Raw genomic sequence first — 19,372 nt, 5'->3', positions numbered from 1 at the left:
GCTAGTAGGTTGGAAGGCATTATGAACGAAAACTCTCCTTTTAGCCCTTCCCCGTCCACCGACGGTGCCTCGAACCCTAGCCCCTTTGGCGGCTTCGGCGCACCGCGTGAAGCGAGCCCGCAATCCGAATCCCCCGATGCCTTGACCGAGGGCCTCAACCCACAGCAGCTGGAGGCCGTTACCCACTCGGGCAGCCCGCTGCTCATCGTGGCCGGCGCCGGTTCCGGCAAGACCGCCGTGCTTACCCGCCGCATTGCCTATCTCATGCGCCATCGCGGGGTAAATCCGTGGGAGATCCTCGCCATTACCTTTACTAATAAGGCCGCTGCGGAAATGAAGGAGCGCGTGGGCGGGCTAGTAGGCCCCGTGGCCGAGCGCATGTGGGTATCTACCTTCCACTCCATCTGTGTGCGCATCCTGCGCCAAAATGCGCAGCTGGTGCCGGGTCTTAATACCAATTTCACCATTTACGATGGCGATGATGCCCGCCGGCTATTGTCCATGATTGCCAAGGACATGCAGCTGGATCTGAAGAAGTACACCCCGCGCGTGCTGGCCAATCAGATTTCTAACCACAAAAACGAGCTCATCGGCCCCGAATCCGCGCTGGAGAAGGCGCAGCAGACCAAGAATCCATTTGAGACCACCGTGGCCCAGGTCTATGCCGAATACCAGCGCCGCCTGCGCGCGGCCAATGCCGTGGACTTTGATGATCTCATCGGTGAGGTGGTGCGGATTTTCACCCAGCACCAGCAGGTGGTGGATTTCTATCGCCGGCGCTTTAAGCACGTGCTTATCGACGAGTACCAGGACACCAACCACGCCCAATACGCCCTAGTTGCCGCGCTCGTAGGCAGGGGAGAGCTCGGTCCGGATGCGCCGGCGCTATGCGTCGTGGGCGATTCCGATCAGTCCATTTATGCCTTCCGCGGGGCCACCATCCGCAATATTCAGGAATTCGAGCGCGACTACCCGCAGGCGCACACCATCTTGCTGGAGCAGAACTATCGCTCCACGCAGACCATTCTCAACGCGGCCAATGCCGTGATTGCCAAGAATGAGAACCGCCGCGAAAAGAACCTGTGGACCGCACACGGTGAGGGCGAGCAGATCGTAGGCTACGTTGCCGATAATGAGCACGATGAGGCGCGCTTCATCGCCTCTGAAATCGACTCCTTGGCCGATAGAGGCCGCAGCTATTCCGATATCGCGGTCATGTACCGCACCAATAACGCCTCCCGTGCGCTGGAAGATATCTTCATTCGCTCCGGAATTCCGTACAAGGTGGTGGGCGGCACGCGCTTTTATGAGCGGCGCGAAATCCGCGACATGGTGGCCTACCTGCGCATCTTGGATAACCCGGACGATACGGTGAGCCTGCGCCGCATTATCAATGTGCCCAAGCGCGCTATTGGTGACAAGGCCCAGGGGCATATTGCCCTCCATGCGGAAAACCACGGCATTAGTTTTGGCAAGGCGCTTGCCGATGTCCCCCGGGGCGACGTCCCTGGCCTTGGCACCCGGGCGATTAACGCAGTCACCAAATTCAACGACATGATGGAGGGTATCCGTAATCAGATCCCGTCCATGCGCGATGAGGTTACCGGCCAACCGGATTTGGGCGAGTTGCTTTCCGCCATTTTGGATGCCACGGGATACAAGGCGGAATTGGAAAACTCCAACGATCCGCAAGATGGCGCGCGTCTAGATAACCTCAACGAGTTGGTATCGGTGGCTCGCGAATTCACCTCGGAGGCGGCCAACCAGCTTGCTGCATCCGGTGCGGATGCAGTGGACCCCTCTGAGCTAGTAGAGGAGGGCGAAGCCGCGCCCGGTTCGCTGCAGGCATTCCTGGAAAAGGTATCGCTGGTGGCTGATGCTGACCAGATCCCTGATTCCGAGACTGGTGTGGTCACCATGATGACTTTGCACACCGCAAAGGGTCTTGAGTTCCCCGTGGTCTTTTTGACCGGCTGGGAGGATGGCCAATTCCCGCATATGCGCTCACTGGGTGACCCGAAGGAATTAAGCGAGGAACGCCGCCTAGCCTATGTGGGTATTACCCGCGCTCGCGAGCAGTTGTATCTTACCCGCGCCATTTTGCGCTCGGCGTGGGGCAATCCGGTGACTAATCCCGCCAGCCGCTTCCTCGGCGAGGTCCCAGAAGACCTCATCAACTGGCGGCGCGAAGACTCCGATAGCTCCCTGACCGGAGCGTGGGGCGAGGACGACTATCAATATGGTCGCTCCTACGGCCGCGATTGGTCCGGGTGGGGCAGTGGTGGTTCCAGGTCTGGGGCGCGCGGTGCAGGGCGCGCTGCGTCTTCCCCATCGCAGCGCACCAGCAAGCCGGCGGCGACCTCGATGACTAAGAACAATAACCTCAACCTAGCCGTGGGTGACCGCGTCAATCACGCTAAGTACGGGCTCGGAACTGTCATTGAGACGTCCGGCTCCGGCAAGCGCGCCACGGTCACCGTGGACTTTGGTTCTTCCGGTAAGGTCCGGCTGATGCTCATCGGCGGAGTGCCGATGGAAAAGCTTTAGACCGAAATGCCGCGCTCGTTGAACCAGGAAACTGGGTCAACGGGGGCGCCTCCGCCTGGGTGAATCTCAAAGTGGAGGTGCGGGCCAGTGGAGTGGCCCTCGTTGCCAATGCCGGCGATTTCCTGCCCCGCGGTCACGCGCTCGCCCACATTTACCTTGAGCTGGTCTGCCGGCATGTGGCCGTAGACGGAGATGGTTCCGTCATCGTGCTGGATGCGGATCCAGTTGCCAAAGCCCTGCGCTGGGCCGGAGTTGATGACGGTGCCGTCCATGACCGCGTGAATCGGGGTGCCCACCGGGTTAGCTACGTCGATTCCGTTGTGCATCGTGCCCCAACGCTGGCCAAAGCCAGAAGTAAGTGTGCCGGAGGTAGGAAAGACCACGGTATTGCCCGCGGAGTCCTTGCCGCGCTTCGTGGTGAGTCCGGAGTGATTTCCCTGTGGAGCGAATGCTTCCTTCAATCCCGGTACAGAACCAGGATCCAAGACGATATTTACTCCGCCGGATTCGTTTCCATCTACCTGCGGGGTAGCCTCGCCGTTGAGCAGGCCAACCGAGGTGGTGGCTAGGCCAACAAGGGCGTCGACCACTCCGGCGTTATCTACATTGGTAGCGGTGGGCTCGGAGGAGCCGTCCGATACGTCCACGCTAGCCACTGGCTCTGCAGCAAAAGCGGTGGTGCCGGTAGCAAGTACGGTGCCGAGTGTAACGATGCTCAGCGCCACGTTCTTGCGTGCGCGGTTCATGCGCTTCATATCTTAAGTCCTTTTCATGGCTGTGCATGGTCTCGGGACGCTTGTGCCCTAGTGAGGGCGGCGTCTTGCAACTGCCAACCGCGACACGCCGAAAGCTGAAATGCTTGCGTCCGAAATCGCTTGTGGCAACGAGTTAAAAGTTAGCCCGCCCGAACGGCCCGCGCAATCTTAAAAAACGCTGGTAGAGGTGGAAATAATTCGAAATTATTCGAACATGCCAGCTTGTTGCGCGTGTTACCAATGTGATTGGAGTGGCGTCTGTAAAGTACTGGTTTAGGGTCTGGGGGTGGACCTTGGGGGTGGCGCCCAAGGCTTGGGGCTGCCGTCTCGTGCGGTATCGGCGGCTGCAAGCTAAAAATATCCACTCACCTGCGACAAGTCTGCGCACTGGACTTGCCTGAATGTGCTTCTGGCGCCTTTATGGGGTCGTGGTGAGGGTCTAGCTGGTGCTGTGTTCGCTAGTGGCAGCGGAGTACTCAGGCGGCGCCAAGCGCGGTGTAGTGCGCCCTTGGGGCGGTCTGGAGCGCAGTTGATGCAATCCTATCTTCCGGGCGAGTGCACTAGGTGACGGGAGAGTATCTGTGGGCATGACAAAGCGCTGCAGAGAAGTTCTCTGCAGCGCTCAACAAGAAGGTAGTCGGTGTGCGGCTCTTTAGATATCGATGCCGCGCTCAGCCAGCCAAGGTTGCGGATCGATTGCCTCGCCACCGTTCGGGTGAACTTCGAAGTGGAGGTGGGAGCCGGTGGAAAAGCCCATCGAGCCCATGCCAGCGATCTTCTGGCCGGCGTGGACGTGCTCGCCCACGGCAACGTCAAGGGTCTGCATGTGGCCGTAGACGGTCATGGTGCCGTCATCGTGCATGATGCGGATCCACTGGCCAAAGCCGGAAGCTGGGCCGGAGTCGATGACGGTGCCGTCCATGACGGCAAGGATTGGGGTGCCGGGAGAGTTGGCGATGTCGATGCCCTTGTGGAAGGTGCCCCAGCGCATAGCGAATGGGGATGTGAATGCGCCCTCGGCCGGGCGAGCTACGGACGGTGCGCGAGCCGCTTCGTCGGCAGCGGCGCGCTCTTCAGAAGCCTGGATGGCCTTGTTGAGCTGATCGGTTAGATCGGCAACTGGCTTTGCCTCGGCAACGTTGAGGATCTGCGGGGTGGTATCAACAGGATTCGCAGCGGCATCCTCAACTTGGGTCGAGTCAGAGGCGAGCTCGAAGTCAACGGACTGCGTCTTGGTGGTGGCTGCGTCATCGGACTGGATGTTTGCGGCGGCTGCGCCACCTACGCCGGCGGTGGAAACTGCACCTGCCGCAACCGTCATTACGGCAATGCGGCCCTTCGCGGTCTGCGAGGTGACAATCTTGCGATGGCGGCCGGCGCCACGCTGAACTTTGCTTCGCATTAGGTCTTCTTTCGTCATTTTCACAATCTGCGCAGAACGGGTGTTACGTCCCCGCCGAGTTAGTTACGAGATTGTGACCTTCTTGTTACCAACGAGATGTAACAGTAGCGTCTCGAAAAGATAACAGCAACCCAAATTAAGAAACTTTCAGGCCCCTCTCGGGGAAATTGTCCACGAGCAGGCAACATGGGGCACGCAGAATATTATTAGTGCGATAAAGATCCCACGCGATCTCCGCGTACGTCACGCAAAACTAGCGGCCTTTTCCTTCATAGTATTACAGCCAGAGTTAAGGGTGTGAAACCAGGGTAGATTTTATACTCCTTATATATTTGTATAGCCCAGGTGCAGGGGTTGCCACCGGTGATTTTGCGGGCGCCTCGTCGCGCCACCCCGATTTCACTTCCGGAAGGTGGCAAAGTGGACGCCGATGAACAAAAACACCAGCCCCCAATCTCGGTCAACGCCCCGCCCGCGTAGCCAGGCGCGGGGCCGTACGGTGCGCGCGGAGCGCACCCCACGCGCGCCTCATCCCAGTGGGTCACGACAGTCCTCTGGATCGGCGCAGCGCGTCGCTCGCAAGGCCGGCTCCAAGGCTAAGGCGCGGCGTACCCCCGCGCCGTTGACCAAAGCCGGGCGCATTCGCCGCATGCTTATTACGGCGGCAGTGCCCAACGTGGTTATTGTCCTTATCATTATGGCCATCGCGCTTGGCGGTCTCATGCTCGCCGGCTCTCCCATGGCGTGGTGGTACACCATCGTGGCGGAGGCCTGGATGGTCTTTAACCTTGCCCCGGTCTCTGCGGCCGATGTGAATATTTCCTTCCTACCGGCTTTGCCAGCGCTCATCCTCGCCGTGGTGGTAGCGGTTCGTGTGCGCAGCGCGGTAAAACACAAGGTCAGCGTCAAGGACTTGCTTACTCTTTTGGCCTGCGTGCTTGGCGTGCCGGTGGTATTTACCATCATCGCGTGGCTGATGCTGTGGGATGCGGGCAAGGTCTATGACGTTTCTCCGCCTAATCTGGCGGAGGCGTTGCTGCGCGTTATTGTTCTGCATCTGGCCGCCATGGCGGCCGGCATGGGGTGGCGCTTGTGGCGGGCGTTGGCCAAGCGTTACGGAGTGCCGCGCCCGCTTGTCGACGCCACCCAGATCGCCCTTCGCTATCTCGCATACCTGGCCATTGGCGCATCCGCAGTCTTCGCGGTGGTATTCCTTGCCAATGTCTCCCGCCAGGGCGAGATGATGAATGACTATCCTGCGATCTCCGGCTTAGGCATTGCCGGACTCGTGCTGCTGAGCGTGCTCTACATTCCCAATGCCATCATGAGCACCGCGGCGGTATTGGTGGGCTCGGAGTTTTCCGTAGGCGAAGGCTCAGTAAGCCTCTTTAGCGCCCACCTCGTGCCGTTGCCGCCGCTGCCCATTACCGGTGGCATTCCAGCATCCGTGCCCAGCTGGGCGGTGGCACTTTTGATCGTCCCCCTCGGCGCCGCAATTTACTCGTTGTACAAGAAGCGTCCTAGCTTTCAGGGCGTACTAGTAGCTACTGCGGCCGCCGCAGTAGTCATGCTGGTTGCCTGCTTCCTTGTTAGCGGTGACCTTGGCTACTACGGCGCGACCGGCCCGCAGCTGTGGACTGCCGCAGGCCTCACCGCCCTGTGGATGGCCGTCGTTGGCTGCGCCGTTGCTGCTGGCTTCGCCTTCGTGGCCTGGCGCGCGGCCCGCACGGCACCAGTTGCTGATCCTGCCGATGATGTCACTACCGAGGCACCCGATGCAGCCGCCGCCGAAACTGACGAAGCTGCCACCGACTCGGAGCGCGAGCCCATCACCGATCCGGAAATCGTTGACGCCGAGGTAGTTGAGGACGAGTCCCAGGATTCCGCACCTGGCGAGGCCGCGGAGGAACCGGAAGAAGAGCAGAACGAAGAGGACACTCCAGCCGACGAAGTAGCGGAGCGGCCGGAAGAGGCTAAGGAGGGCGATGAAAGGGGCGTCGCCAAGCCGCTGAGCCAACAGCTCAAGGACCAAATGGGGGAGAGTGAGCAGGACTCCTCAAGCGAAGATTCCCCCGAGGAGGGGGAGAGGGGCTAGGCTATAGCGCGTGACTTCACCGATGCCTCCGCGCTATACCGCTGACTCTGAACGCCTCCGAGTGGTGGTGCTCGTTTCTGGAACGGGTTCCCTGCTGCAAGCCATCATGGATGCCCAAGCCGGGCACTACCAGGTAGTGAAGGTGGTGGCGGATAAGGAATGCCACGGTATTTCGCGCGCACAGGACCACGGGATTGATACCGAGGTCGTGGCGCTGGGGGCGGATCGCGCCGAATGGAATCAACGTCTGGTTGACGCAGTAGATGCTGCGCAGCCAGACGTTGTTGTTTCTGCGGGCTTTATGAAGATCCTGGGCCAGGAATTCCTGGACCGCTTCGAAGGCCGCACCATCAATACCCACCCGGCTCTACTGCCTGCCTTCAAGGGAGCGCACGCGGTGCGCGACGCCCTAGATTACGGCGTGAAGATCACTGGCTCTACCGTCCACTTTGTGGACGCGGGCGTGGATACCGGCTCCATCATCGCGCAGCGCCCCGTTGCCATTAACGCCGACGATGACGAGTCCACCCTCCACGAGCGCATCAAACAAGTAGAGCGCGATCTCATCGTGGAGGTGCTGCGTGCAGCTAACGTCCACGACGAGAAACTTACTATTCAACTCGCAGACTAAGACTTTTCGAAAGGCTTAATCCTCCTCATGAGCGAAGACCGCAAGCAGGTAAAGCGCGCCCTTATCAGCGTGTACGACAAGACCGGGCTGGAGGATCTAGCCCGCGCCCTCGATAAGGCAGGCGTGGAAATCGTCTCCACCGGCTCCACCGCGAAGAAGATCGCGGACCTTGGCATCGAGGTCACTCCGGTAGAAAAGCTCACCGGCTTCCCGGAGTGCTTGGAAGGCCGCGTCAAGACGCTGCACCCGCGCGTGCACGCCGGCATCCTGGCCGATACCCGCAAGGACGACCACCTCAACCAGCTCTCCGAGCTCGAGGTAGAGCCTTTCCAGCTCGTCGTGGTCAACCTGTACCCCTTCCGCGAGACTGTAGCTTCTGGCGCGGACTTTGATGGCTGCGTGGAACAGATCGATATCGGCGGCCCATCCATGGTGCGCGCGGCCGCCAAGAACCACCCGTCTGTTGCCGTCGTCGTGGATCCTTCCCGCTACGACGAGGCCGTGGAGGCCGTGAACAACGGTGGCTTCACCCTAGAGCAGCGCCGTGGCCTGGCCCGCGATGCCTTCCTGCACACCGCGGATTATGATGCGGCCGTCTCCGCCTGGTTCGTGGATCAGCTCAGCGAGGAGGGCCAAACCACCCCGCTGCGCTACGGCGAGAACTCTCACCAGGCGGCTACCGTCACCCGCATCGGCTCCAAGGGCCTTGCCAATGCCACCCAGTTCAATGGCAAGGAGATGAGCTACAACAACTACCAGGATGCGGATGCCGCGTGGCGCGCCGCGTGGGACCACGAGCGCCCCTGCGTTGCGATTATCAAGCACACCAACCCATGCGGCATTGCCGTGTCCGAGGAGTCCATCGCCGCCGCCCACCGCGCCGCCCACGCGTGCGACCCAATGTCCGCTTTTGGCGGCGTGATTGCCGTCAACCGCGAGGTCACCGTAGAGATGGCCGAGCAGGTAAAGGAGATCTTTACCGAGGTCATCGTCGCGCCTTCCTATGAGGATGGTGCCATCGAGGTCCTTAAGGCCAAGAAGAACCTGCGCGTGCTGCAGGCAGAGCATGAAGACCAGCACGAGGAGCGCAAGTACATCTCCGGCGGCGTTCTCACCCAAGAGCCAGATACCTACCAGGCCGAGGGCGATAACCCGGCCAACTGGACCCTGGCTGCGGGCGAGGCCCTCAACGAGTCCGACTTGGCTGAGCTCGAGTTCGCATGGCGCGCTGTGCGCGCGGTGAAGTCCAACGCCATCTTGCTGGCCAAGGACAATGCCACCGTGGGCGTGGGCATGGGCCAGGTCAACCGCGTTGACTCCGCCAAGCTGGCCGTCGAGCGCGCCAACACCTTGGCCGATGGTGCCAACCGCACCGAGGGCTCCTTCGCCGCTTCTGACGCCTTCTTCCCGTTCGCCGATGGTTTGCAGGTGCTTCTCGACGCCGGCGTTAAGGCCGTGGTCCAGCCCGGCGGATCCATCCGCGACGAAGAAGTCATCGCGGCAGCGAAGGAAGCCGGCGTTACTTTGTACCTGACCGGTACCCGCCACTTCGCGCACTAGCCTAAGCTAAATGCCATGACACTCCCTATCCGCCGGGCCTGGGACCCGGCAGCCGCCCTTATCGCCTGCGCGCTCACCCTAAGCGCCTGCGGCGACGAGGACGCGGCGAATAATTCCCCTACCTTTGTCAATACCGAGGCCCGCGGCACGGCCGATCCCCTCTACGGAAAAGAGAGCACGTCCGCAGCGCCCGCGGCCTCATCCGCAGCGCCGGCCGCCTCGTCTGCGCCCGCCTCTTCCTCGGAGCCATCGGCCGCGGCCCCTTCCAGTGACGTCCAAGCCGTGCTTGACCGCATCGTGGCCGAACACGGCGATGTGGGCATCGCCGTATCCGATGGCACGACCACCATTGAAGCGGGGCGCACCGCTCCCGAGGCCGCGTGGTCAACCTCCAAGGTGCCCGTGCTCATTGCAGCGAATCGCACGGGTGCGGCCGATAGCCAGCTAGTGTCGTCTGCAATCACCTACTCCGATAACGAGGCCGCCAAGGCCGCGTGGGCGGGGCTAGGGGAGGGGACCGCTGGCGCGCAGGCCGCGCAAAGCGTCATCGCGGAGGCGGGCGATACCGCCACCCAGGTTCAATCCCAGGTCACCCGGCCGGAATTTACGGCCTTTGGCCAAACCATGTGGAGCGTGGGCAACCAAGCAAAGTTCATGGCCGGGGTGCGTTGCGTTGAGGGAGCCCAGCCGATTATCGACGCCATGGGGGTCGCCGATCCCGCCCAAGCCTACGGCCTGCGCACCTTGCCGGGCGCCTTGATGAAGGGCGGCTGGGGCCCGAGCCCCGCCGGCGCCTACGACGTGCGGCAGATGGGCATTGTGCAGCTGGGCGGGCACGACGTCGCCGTGGCACTAATCGCCTCGTCTCCTGATGGCCAGTACGCCTCCACCCAAACGGTGCTTACCTCAATGGCCGAAGCCCTAGCGCAGGCCGAAACCCAGTGGCCCAGCCCTGCCTGCTAAGGCTGTCAGTAGAAAGGAAAACTCATGACTTCTCGCTTAAGCCTCCGCCCGCTTATCGCCGCAGGCTTCTTCCCGCTCGTGGCCGCCAGCCTCGCGCTGAGCGGTTGCAGCGACTCCTCGGACGAATCCGCCCCGAGCTTCAAAGGTAAGGGCAGCGGAATGACCACGGTCAATAACTCCGACAAAGAAGAGGAGAACGCCGAGGAATCCACGCCCGCGCAAGAGACCGTAACCAAGGAAGAGGAAGCCCCGGAGGAACCGCCGGTAGTCACGGTCACGCAGACGGAAAAGCAGGAGGCCCCGTCTTCCACCGGTGGGGGTCAGAAGTCTGGTGAAGGAAACTATATTTCTGATTTCAATGGGCACGGATGGCTCGATGGTGGCTACGCAAGTTGCAACCGGTTTGAACGCGCCCTGTTTGCCGGTTCTGGTCCCGACGGCAGGGTTATCATTTGCGAGACCGGAGGTGGCTACAAGTTCTATCGCTCGTCGATGTTTGATGGCCAGTTTGAATCGGGTGACGTTACCCAAGACGGCAATAACTACTACGTCAATGCGGATCCGTCGATCATTGTGGTGACGCCGAGTGGCGTAAGCGTGCGCGAGGGCGGCGGATTGGCCGCCACGGGCGAATTCACGGAGTCGTGGCAGCGCTAACGCGGAAAACGAGGGGCTAGCGCGACTTCTTCTTGCGGTCGGCCGCTGCGGCGGCGGCCGCAGAGATGGAGTCGTTGCGATTCTTCAGCAACTCCAAAGTAGTTTCCTCGGCATTGTCGGGGACGGAGGCGCCGAGGACGGCCAAGGCGGCGTCGGCAAGCATGGCAGCAGTCTCCGGAACCGACTGGGAAGCGTCGAACGGCGGGGTGCCGTTATTGGGGCGCATTTCAATAACAGACAGCGCGATGTGGAAGGGCAGCTCCACGCGGGGGTCATCCTCGCCCACAATGGCTGCGGCGGTGGAGCGGAAATGATTCTGCAGGCGGTCGCGCGACTCGTGGTACTCGGAGAACTCTGAAGAAGTAGCCACCGGCAGCTGATACAAGCGACCCACGTTCCAGCCACTGGTGAGCAGCAGACGCGACTCTGCGGCGACCAAAGACCACAGGCGCTGTGCCGGGGCCGCGTCGGTGCCCGCCAACTCATCGGCCAACTCCAAGGAAGGCTCGATGGTGGAATTGAGCAGCGTCAGGAAGATTTCCGTCTTGGACGGAAAGTGATAGTACAGCGACGCCTGACGGATGCCTACCGCGTCTGCAATCTGGTGCGTGGACGTGGTAGCAAAACCCTGAGTAGTGAAAAGCTCGGAGGAGGCGTCCAAAATCTCCTCACGGGCGCTATTGCCCCTGCGCCGCGGACTGTGTTTGCGCGGCCTACCGACATTGCCTGCCATGCGGTGGGACGACTCCTTTCACAAAAGAGAATTCACTTTTAATAACCAACTGTACAATCTTATGCCCGACTAGGTACTGCTTCCGAATCCGCACCGTAGAGACTATTTATATTCTTCTGCCCGCCGGGAAATAGACTCAAACGCCGCCGAGACAATGCGGCACGCAGAACCATAAGCGGTGCGGTCCAGCGGCGGAAGATCGCGCAGCGTGGCCGGGCGATCGCTAACGCCCTCGTACCAACGGCGCAACTCTAACGCATAACCGGTGCGCCACGCTAGGTCCAACGACTCTGCGTCTGCGGCGCTGAGGAGATCGCGTTCCACGCCAATCGCCAGCCGATCCACCGTCGGGCGCGGCCCCGGTGCCGCCCAGCGCGCGATAGCTGCAATGGGGGAGAGCAGTGTGGCCTTGATATCCACCGCGGCATCGCGGTCCGGCAGGCCATCGACCATCTTGAGGGCAGGAGGGCGCTGGCCCAAGGCTTCTTCCAGTAGCGCTTGTTCCCCGTCGTTTCCAAGGGGCAGGCCGGCGTCGACGCGCGCGGCGATGGAATCGGCGGCTCCGTGAGCTTGGAGACCGACATCGGCGAAGACCTCTTGGAGGTCGTCATCCTGGCCCATCCACTCCACAGGCATGGACGGCAGCTGGTCGCCGCGGGAGGCAGCGCCGGTAAGGCGGACCGGGGAGTTGACCCCAGGAGAGCGAACAATATCCGTAATCAGCCGGGAATACCAGTGGGCCAATTCAATCTCATTGTCCTGGTGGGCGACCGCATTGCGCAAAATATCTTGGGCCTCTTCGAGCAGTCCGCGGGCCGTAGCGCGGGACTGGCAGTGCGGGGCGAGCTCGGAAAGATCGAGTAGGGATTGGTGCAGGGCCATTGCTCACTGCCTTTCACTAGTGCGGGGCCGATGCCTCCCCGCCGGCTGCGGGGTGCACGAATGCTTTCAATCTAACACTTCGGTTCTGTGATCCGGGCATGTGGGTCGAGTGGAAGGGATGGGAGGGCTAAAACGACTTTCGCCGCCTGCCCTCGAGGAGGGAGGCGGCGAAAGCTTATGGTTCTTTTACCGTGTCACACTTGCCAGCGGCAAAAGTGCGCTGTTGATACCCAGCTACTGTTTAGCGGGTGGTGAACGGCAGGAGAGCCATTTCGCGTGCGTTCTTGACTGCGGTAGCAACCTGACGCTGCTGCTGCGGGGTCAGACCGGTGACGCGACGGGAACGGATCTTGTGACGATCCGAGATGAACAGACGCAGAGTCTTGGTGTCCTTGTAGTCCACCTTCTCGATGCCCTCAGCCTTCAAAGGGTTCTTCTTTGGGCGACGGCTCTGCTCCATACGGAACTTCTTTTGGTTATTGCGCTTATTAGCCATTGTGCAATTACCCCTTTACCAGCTGGACTTACGAACGCCCGGCAGCTCACCACGGTGAGCCATGCCGCGCATACGGACACGGGACAGGCCGAACTTGCGGAGGTAACCGCGTGGGCGGCCATCGGCAGCGTCACGGTTACGTACGCGGGCTGGGGAAGCGTCACGAGGCTGGCGGTTCAGCTCGAACTGAGCCTCTAGACGCTCCTCATCCGGGGTGTTCGGGTTCTTGATGATCTTCTTGAGCTCAGCGCGACGCTCCGCGTAGCGGGCGACGATTTCCTTGCGCTGCTCGTTCTTAGCGATCTTGGACTTCTTAGCCATTGATTATCGCTCCTCGCGGAATTCGACGTGCTTGCGGGCAATCGGATCGAACTTCTTCAAGGTGATGCGATCCGGGTTGTTGCGCTTGTTCTTACGGGTCACGTAGGTGTAACCGGTGCCCGCAGTGGACTTAAGCTTGATGATTGGGCGGATATCGTTACGTGCCATACTTAAATCTTCTCCCCACGTGCGCGAATCTTAGCCACAACGGACTCGATGCCATCGCGGTCGATGATCTTCATGCCCTTGGTGGAAACATTCAGGGTGATGGTACGGCCCTCAGAGGGCAGGTAGTAGCGACGACGCTGCACGTTGGGGTTCCAACGGCGCGAAGTGCGGCGGTGCGAGTGCGAGACCTGCTTGCCGAATTCCGGCTTGCGGCCCGTTACCTGGCAAATAGCCGACATGGGTCTTCTTTCTCCTAGCCGCCCACATCATGGCTATAGACAATGAAGCGCCGACTGCCGTGTGAGGGTGGCAGTGCTCAAAAGTGAGGTGTGAGCGGGTGCGGCGCCATCGTCAAACACCAGTAGACGGGGCGTAAAACGTATATTTTGACAACAGCAAGGGGAAATCTTACAGCCTCGGACGCGAATTACCTAATCGCTGCCTTGCTGCGGCAAGTGGGCCATTTGCCGTGCTGGGGTGGTGTTTGCCTGTGGGGCGTCGCTTAGTGTGGCGCAAGAAACGTGAGTGAAATGAGTGGTCGCTGTTGGTCGGGGATTTCGTATATGGGTCAGTTGACTGTAGGATAATTCAGGTTGTTGACCCGTGCCACGCGGCGCGCGGTTAACAGAGTGAAATTTGTACGTCCCAACTCGGGCACGATCCACGCTAGGGGCGTGGAACCGACCCGTAGTCCAACCCTGAGGGAATATATATGAAGAAAGATATTCACCCGGATTACCACCCGGTAGTCTTCCGTGATGCTGGTACCGGTCACTCCTTTTTGACCAAGTCCACCGCTTCCTCCGACCGCACCGTTGAGTGGGAAGACGGCAACGAGTACCCACTGATCGTCGTTGACGTTACCGCTGAGTCCCACCCGTTCTGGACTGGTGCACAGCGCGTTATGGATACCGCCGGCCGCGTCGAGCGCTTCAACCAGCGCTTCGGTGGCATGGCTCGCCGCAAGAAGAAGAACGCGTAAGGAGGAGAGTAGAAAATGGCAACTCCTAAGTTTAAGAAGTCCCGTGCGAATACCCACGCACGCCGTTCCCAGTGGAAGGCTGACAACGTAGCCCTCCAGGAAGTCACCATCGACGGCCAGACCGTCCGCATCCCGCGCCGCCTGGTTAAGGCTGCCAAGCTGGGTCTGGTTGACGTAGAGCAGTTCTAAGCTCGCTCTTTAATCTCCCCGTCCGCTCTCGATTAGAGGGCTGGGCGGGGATTTTTAGCTTTAGAAGCGTCCTATAAGCATGTTTTAACCGTATTTGGGGGACTGTGGGGGTAAATATTTCCCTTAACTTCATGAAGTTGACTGCCATAAGTAATAATTAGGACTATGAAAATCCTTGTGGTGGATGATGAACAAGCCGTCCGCGAATCGCTACGCCGTTCCTTACGCTTTAACGGCTACGAAGTGCTGACCGCTAACGACGGCTTGGAGGCCGTGGAGACGGTGCGCACTGAGAATCCCGAATTGCTTATTTTGGACGTCATGATGCCCAACATGGATGGCCTTGAGGTGTGCCGCACCCTGCGCAGTGAGGGTTGGGACCGTCCGATCCTCGTTCTGACTGCGCGCGATGGCGTCTCGGATCGCGTGGCCGGCCTCGATGCCGGCGCGGATGATTACCTGCCAAAGCCGTTCGCATTGGAAGAGCTCTTGGCCCGCGTGCGCTCCTTGGTGCGGCGTGCCTCTGCAGATTCCATCGCAGCTGAAGCCCCAGTGGAAAGCAAGCTGAGCTTCGAGGACCTTGAACTTGATGCCGATACCCGCGAAGTCCGCCGCGGTGGCCGGGCCATTTCCTTGACGCGTACCGAGTTCGCGCTGCTGCAACTGCTGATGGAAAATCCCCGCAAGGTTCTCTCTCGCAGCAAGATCCTGGAAGAAGTCTGGGGCTACGATTTCCCTACCTCCGGCAATGCTCTCGAGGTCTATATCGGCTACCTGCGTAAGAAGACGGAGGGCGAGGGCGATGCTCGCCTCATCCACACCGTCCGTGGCGTGGGGTATGTCTTGAGGGAGTCTAATCCGTGATTTTAAGGAAGCCCGCTTCCCCTGCGGTGGCTTCCGGGAAAGTACAGTCCACCCCTCTTACCGAGTTCTCTGAGCCTCAGGGGAGTTGGGCTTCACGGGCGCCACTGCGGTGGCGCCTTGCTACTGTTACCGGCCTTGTGGTGGCCGTAGCCGTTGCCTTGATGACGTTGGCAACGTATTGGGTAGTTTCTCTGTCCCTTACTGCCTCCGTCGACGACCGCCTGGAGGCCAAGGCCGATGTCTTGTTGCGGCAAAGCCAGGATCCACGGTTCATGGATAACGTGGACCAGGAGATCGAGGACTTTAAGTCCTATAACCCTGGCACCCGCGTAGCCCTATCACCGCCCTCCATGAGCTTTTCCTACGGCGACACCATTCCTGTGGGCGGGGACTTCCATCGGACGGAGGATTACACGGAAACTTCCGTGCGTACCGTGGGCGGCGAGCGAGTGCTGGCCAAGCGTCATGATCTTGGTTCTACCGTGGTCGTCGCTCAGTCTCTCGCTCCTACGCAAGAGCACATCGCCATCTTGGGCACGGTGCTACTGATTATCGTTGCCCTTGGCATCGTGCTCGCCATTTTTGCAGGCCTCATCGTGTCCAAAACCGGTATGCAACCCATCGCCCGGCTGAAGCGAGCGGTGGATTACGTGACGCAGACCAACGACCTGCGCCCTATTGAGGTCTCTAATAACGACGAGATGGCGCAGTTGACCACCTCCTTTAACCAGATGCTGGAGGCGCTGCAGGAATCCCGTTCGCAGCAGTCTCAGTTCGTAGCCGATGCCGGGCACGAGCTGAAAACCCCGCTGACCTCTATGCGTACCAATATTGAGCTTTTGATGATGCTCAATCGGGCCGGTGGTGGCTTTGGTATGAGCGATGAAGACCGCAGGGACCTCGAAGATGACGTCATGTCCCAGATGAATGAGCTCTCCACCTTGATTGGAGACCTCGTTGATTTGGCGCGTGAGGACGGCAATGAGCGCGAACCGGAGCCGGTGGACCTGTGTGAAGTCATGATGGCTTCGCTGGAGCGTGCGCGCCGCCGCCGTCCCGATGTGGAGTTCTTGGTGCGCTTTATCCCGTGGGAGCTGGACGGCGACCCCTTCGCATTGGGCCGTGCCACGCTTAATCTTATGGATAATGCGGCTAAGTGGTCGCCGGCTACTGGCACGGTGCGCGTGTCTATGGAGCAGCTATCCACCCACGAGGTGCGCCTGCGCTTTGATGACTCCGGGCCTGGCATTGCACCGGAGGAAAGGGAGAAGGTCTTTGAGCGCTTCTATCGTTCGGCAGAAGCGCGCTCCATGCCGGGCTCGGGCTTGGGCTTGGCCATTGTGAAATCGGTGATTGAACGTCACGATGGCACCATCAAGATCCGCGAGTCTAATGATGGTGGTACCCGCATGGAAATCATCTTGCCGGGCAAGCCTGTGACGGGGGAGATTTTCGTGGACGGTTTGGCAGAGCCGCAAGAGGGGCTGCCGGGTGGTAAGGAAGACTCGATCGACCGCGGTGAAATCTTTGCGCAGCGCTGGTTTAATCAGAGCTAGCGTACAAGCGTTTATACTGGTGAGGTAATACAGCAACCTTTCAGGAATTCCTAGTAGGTTGGCAGATCAGTATCAGTCTTGACCAAGCGAAGTGAGGCATAGTTTTCTCATGAACATGAGGAATGACGATTACCGAGGCTTTGATGGGAACTCCCCGGAGGGAGCGTCCCAGGAAGGCCCGGGTAGGGCCGATCCGGTTCAGGGTGGTCCGAACTTTGGAGAAACCAACCAGCAAGATGCCGTGGCTGGCAACGCTGGCCCCTACAGTGACGGATTTGGTCTTCACAGCGACGCTGGCGCGCAGGCACAAGAGACCGGCTCCTATTCGCAAGGCTGGAATCAACCGCGCGGCGGTGCTGAAGGCAATGACCAGCGAACGCTAGGTTCGCTGGGGCCCTATCCGAATGCCCCACAGGCCCAAAACTTTAGCGGTCAGGGACAGGAAGGCCCGATGGTCACCCCGCTGCCTCCGCAGCCGGAGCAAAAGAAGAAAATTGGCTTGGGCGCCGCCACCGCTCTGGCGGCCGTCGCTGCCATCGCCGCAGGCTCGATCGCCGGCGCTGTGGTCGGCATGAGTTCCGGGGGAGGCAATAACGATACCTCCGTGGTCAATGAAGCCCTTAAGGCTGAGCCGGCGAACAATAGCACCGGTAAGGAACCGGAGCAGGGTTCCGTTGAAGAAGTTGCCTCCAAGGTTTTGCCCTCGGTGGTTTCTATCCAGACGATGACTCGTACTGGTGGCGCTGAAGGCTCTGGTTCTGTCATCTCCCCAGACGGCTATGTTTTGACCAACCACCACGTGGTTGCCGGTGCTGAGCACGGTGGCATGATGCAGGTGACCATGAATGACGGCAGTAAGCATGATGCTGAGGTGGTGGCCTCGGATGCGAATACGGACGTGGCCATCGTGAAAATCAAGGACGTCAAAGACCTGCCCTTCTTGCAATTCGGTGACTCCGATTCCGTGGCTGTGGGCCAAGAGGTAGTGGCCGTGGGCTCTCCTTTGGGGCTAAACGCGACCGTGACCTCCGGTATCGTATCGGCAAAGAACCGTCCCGTTCGCGCTTCCCAGGAAGGCGGCGAATCTTCATTGATTGACGCCATTCAGACCGATGCCGCAGTAAACCCTGGCAACTCGGGCGGTCCGTTGGTGGATCGAGACGGCAATATCGTGGGCATGAACTCCATGATTGCTTCGCTGTCTAATAGTTCCTCCGGCGAGGGCGGCTCCATTGGCTTGGGCTTTGCCATTCCATCCAACTTTGCCAAGCGAATGGCAGATGAGCTCATCAATGACGGCAAAGTTTCTCACCCGACCCTTGGCGTGAAGGTGCTAGCGCGCGACGACGGCAATGGTGCCCGCATCGCCGAGGTAGAGTCGGGCGGCCCGGCAGATAAGGCGGGCTTAAAGGATGGCGACATTGTCACCCGCGTCAACGATCGCCTGATTGAAAACGCCGATGCGCTTATTGCGGCGGCGCGATCGCAAGACTTTGGTGCGACGGTGACCTTGGAGGTTACCCGCGAAGACTCGGAAGAAACCCGTCAGGTAGAGGTAACCCTCTCAGGCGAGTAAATTACTGTGCAAGACCTCATTAGGTGCTGAATGCGCCGTACCTCACCCCGCCACAAGGCCGTATTGCCTTAACTTAAGGAGAAAAATGCCAGATTCGCAGCACGATGTGACCGACTCCGCGCAGCCCGACGGCGCGAATAAGCGCGATTCCTTGATGGATCTAGCCGAACCCGATGATGCCTTCTTGTTAGCAAGCGAGCAGGAGGATAGCCTTGCTGCCCCGCGCCGCGGGCTCATCGTTATTGTCACCGATCATCCCGGTGAGCAATCCGATAGCACTTCGCAGCTGGTAAGCGAGCTGCTCGCGGAGGCTAATTTCCGCGTTGATGGCGCCATCGTGGTGCGTTCCAAGAAATCCAAGATCCGCCAGGCCATTGAGACCGCTGTGGTCGGTGGCGTGGATTTGGTCCTCACCGTCGGCGGCACCGGCGTGGGCCCGCGCGATAAGACTCCGGAGGCTACCCGCTCCGTGATCGATAAGATGGTTCCGGGTGTGGCCCAGGCGCTGCGTTCTTCTGGCCAAGCTTGTGGCGCGGTGGATGCCTGCACGTCCCGCGGCCTATCGGGCGTTTCGGGCTCTACCGTCGTGGTCAACCTTGCCTCGTCGCGCGCTGCCGTCCGCGATGGCATGGCTACCTTGGCGCCTCTGGTGCACCACCTCATTGACCAGCTGCAGCAGTCTAGCGTCCAGTAAACGCAGGGTATTTTCTATGACGTCGCGGAGAAATCGCCGGCGAGTATTCCGCCAATCTGCTGCTGTCGATTATGACCGTAGTGCTGATAAGCCCGGCGCACACGCTGCCGATGGTGCCGATGAGGAGAGAATCGTTACCGTTGATGACGCGGATTCGGCGGCGACAGAGGGGGAGTCCGGCCAGCGCGATGAACAGTTCTACCGAGAGAATCAGCCCCCACACTACGGCGGCTAGCGCCTAAAGCAGGATGCAGGTCTGCAGCCACAGAGGTACCTAAAAGCCTGCGGTTTCGCTTCCGAG

Annotated in this window: 21 protein-coding genes; 13 read left to right on the top strand and 8 right to left on the bottom strand. The window is 60.2% G+C overall.

The annotated features are described in order from the left end of the window. Positions 1–21: 21 nt before the first annotated feature. Complete coding sequence (gene pcrA / locus MHY13_RS06645; protein ID WP_239282446.1) at positions 22–2,547, top strand: DNA helicase PcrA; 2,526 nt, start codon at positions 22–24, stop codon at positions 2,545–2,547. Here pcrA and MHY13_RS06640 read toward each other — a convergent pair. Beyond that, positions 2,544–3,302 carry a M23 family metallopeptidase gene (locus MHY13_RS06640; RefSeq protein ID WP_204609805.1) on the bottom strand — a complete coding sequence of 253 codons (759 nt, stop codon included), beginning with the start codon at positions 3,300–3,302 and terminating at the stop codon, positions 2,544–2,546. The genes pcrA and MHY13_RS06640 overlap by 4 nt on opposite strands. 652 nt (positions 3,303–3,954) lie before the next feature. Then, the gene (locus MHY13_RS06635; protein ID WP_204609803.1) at positions 3,955–4,704 is read right to left on the bottom strand and encodes a M23 family metallopeptidase; all 750 of its coding nucleotides are present in this window, start codon (positions 4,702–4,704) and stop codon (positions 3,955–3,957) included. A 430-nt stretch (positions 4,705–5,134) separates the two neighbouring features. Between MHY13_RS06635 and MHY13_RS06630 the strand changes: the two genes are divergently transcribed. From MHY13_RS06630 to MHY13_RS06610, 5 genes are read left to right on the top strand one after another with little or no spacing between them, the layout of a single operon-like run. After that, positions 5,135–6,799, top strand: a complete 1,665-nt coding sequence (locus MHY13_RS06630) for a DUF6350 family protein (RefSeq protein ID WP_239282444.1) — start codon at positions 5,135–5,137, stop codon at positions 6,797–6,799. A 22-nt stretch (positions 6,800–6,821) separates the two neighbouring features. Then, positions 6,822–7,430, top strand: coding sequence for a phosphoribosylglycinamide formyltransferase (gene purN, locus MHY13_RS06625; RefSeq protein WP_239282470.1), 609 nt, complete (start codon positions 6,822–6,824; stop codon positions 7,428–7,430). A gap of 27 nt (positions 7,431–7,457) precedes the next feature. After that, positions 7,458–8,990, top strand: a complete 1,533-nt coding sequence (purH, locus tag MHY13_RS06620) for a bifunctional phosphoribosylaminoimidazolecarboxamide formyltransferase/IMP cyclohydrolase (protein ID WP_005328092.1) — start codon at positions 7,458–7,460, stop codon at positions 8,988–8,990. Positions 8,991–9,005: 15 nt separating this feature from the next. After that, positions 9,006–9,953: a hypothetical protein gene (locus MHY13_RS06615; RefSeq protein ID WP_204609799.1), complete on the top strand. Its 948-nt coding sequence runs from the start codon at positions 9,006–9,008 to the stop codon at positions 9,951–9,953. A gap of 24 nt (positions 9,954–9,977) precedes the next feature. Beyond that, a complete protein-coding gene (locus MHY13_RS06610) occupies positions 9,978–10,610 on the top strand; it encodes a hypothetical protein (RefSeq protein WP_204609797.1) in 633 nt (210 codons plus the stop codon). Between the two features lie 16 nt (positions 10,611–10,626). On the opposite strand, the gene MHY13_RS06605 is transcribed toward MHY13_RS06610, so the two are convergent. The 6 genes from MHY13_RS06605 to rpmB form a co-directional block, all read right to left on the bottom strand. Then, entirely contained in the window at positions 10,627–11,343 is a 717-nt protein-coding gene (locus MHY13_RS06605; RefSeq protein ID WP_239282443.1) for a TetR/AcrR family transcriptional regulator, read from the bottom strand. A 102-nt stretch (positions 11,344–11,445) separates the two neighbouring features. Beyond that, positions 11,446–12,225 (bottom strand): putative nucleotidyltransferase substrate binding domain-containing protein, encoded by a 780-nt coding sequence (locus tag MHY13_RS06600; protein ID WP_239282441.1) that lies wholly within the window; start codon positions 12,223–12,225, stop codon positions 11,446–11,448. Positions 12,226–12,466: 241 nt separating this feature from the next. Further along, positions 12,467–12,721, bottom strand: a complete 255-nt coding sequence (gene rpsR, locus MHY13_RS06595; protein WP_005279904.1) for a 30S ribosomal protein S18 — start codon at positions 12,719–12,721, stop codon at positions 12,467–12,469. Positions 12,722–12,736: 15 nt separating this feature from the next. After that, positions 12,737–13,042: a 30S ribosomal protein S14 gene (rpsN, locus tag MHY13_RS06590; protein ID WP_005279906.1), complete on the bottom strand. Its 306-nt coding sequence runs from the start codon at positions 13,040–13,042 to the stop codon at positions 12,737–12,739. Positions 13,043–13,045: 3 nt separating this feature from the next. Further along, complete coding sequence (rpmG, locus tag MHY13_RS06585) at positions 13,046–13,210, bottom strand: 50S ribosomal protein L33 (protein WP_005279910.1); 165 nt, start codon at positions 13,208–13,210, stop codon at positions 13,046–13,048. A gap of 2 nt (positions 13,211–13,212) precedes the next feature. Continuing rightward, positions 13,213–13,449 (bottom strand): 50S ribosomal protein L28, encoded by a 237-nt coding sequence (gene rpmB, locus MHY13_RS06580; protein WP_005279911.1) that lies wholly within the window; start codon positions 13,447–13,449, stop codon positions 13,213–13,215. Positions 13,450–13,922: 473 nt separating this feature from the next. On the opposite strand from rpmB, the gene MHY13_RS06575 reads away from it, so the two are divergent. The 7 genes from MHY13_RS06575 to MHY13_RS06545 all read left to right on the top strand — a co-directional run bounded on the left by MHY13_RS06575 (position 13,923) and on the right by MHY13_RS06545 (position 19,306). Continuing rightward, positions 13,923–14,192, top strand: coding sequence for a type B 50S ribosomal protein L31 (locus MHY13_RS06575; protein WP_005323793.1), 270 nt, complete (start codon positions 13,923–13,925; stop codon positions 14,190–14,192). A gap of 15 nt (positions 14,193–14,207) precedes the next feature. Next, complete coding sequence (rpmF, locus tag MHY13_RS06570; protein ID WP_005279913.1) at positions 14,208–14,381, top strand: 50S ribosomal protein L32; 174 nt, start codon at positions 14,208–14,210, stop codon at positions 14,379–14,381. A 165-nt stretch (positions 14,382–14,546) separates the two neighbouring features. Continuing rightward, positions 14,547–15,245, top strand: coding sequence for a response regulator transcription factor (locus MHY13_RS06565; RefSeq protein ID WP_239282439.1), 699 nt, complete (start codon positions 14,547–14,549; stop codon positions 15,243–15,245). Continuing rightward, a complete protein-coding gene (locus MHY13_RS06560) occupies positions 15,242–16,801 on the top strand; it encodes a HAMP domain-containing sensor histidine kinase (protein ID WP_239282437.1) in 1,560 nt (519 codons plus the stop codon). Before MHY13_RS06565 ends, MHY13_RS06560 begins: the two co-directional genes overlap by 4 nt. A 109-nt stretch (positions 16,802–16,910) precedes the next feature. Next, entirely contained in the window at positions 16,911–18,377 is a 1,467-nt protein-coding gene (locus MHY13_RS06555) for a S1C family serine protease (RefSeq protein ID WP_239235560.1), read from the top strand. A gap of 85 nt (positions 18,378–18,462) precedes the next feature. Continuing rightward, on the top strand, positions 18,463–19,071 hold the full coding sequence (locus MHY13_RS06550; protein ID WP_204609787.1) for a molybdenum cofactor biosynthesis protein B: 609 nt from the start codon (positions 18,463–18,465) through the stop codon (positions 19,069–19,071). A gap of 16 nt (positions 19,072–19,087) precedes the next feature. Beyond that, a complete protein-coding gene (locus MHY13_RS06545; RefSeq protein ID WP_204609786.1) occupies positions 19,088–19,306 on the top strand; it encodes a hypothetical protein in 219 nt (72 codons plus the stop codon). Positions 19,307–19,372: the final 66 nt, after the last annotated feature.

The organism is Corynebacterium sp. ACRPE, from assembly GCF_022347435.1.
Lineage (GTDB): Bacteria > Actinomycetota > Actinomycetes > Mycobacteriales > Mycobacteriaceae > Corynebacterium > Corynebacterium tuberculostearicum_D.
Note: the sequence above shows the minus strand (reverse complement) of the source record. Positions and strands in the feature narration are given on the sequence as shown.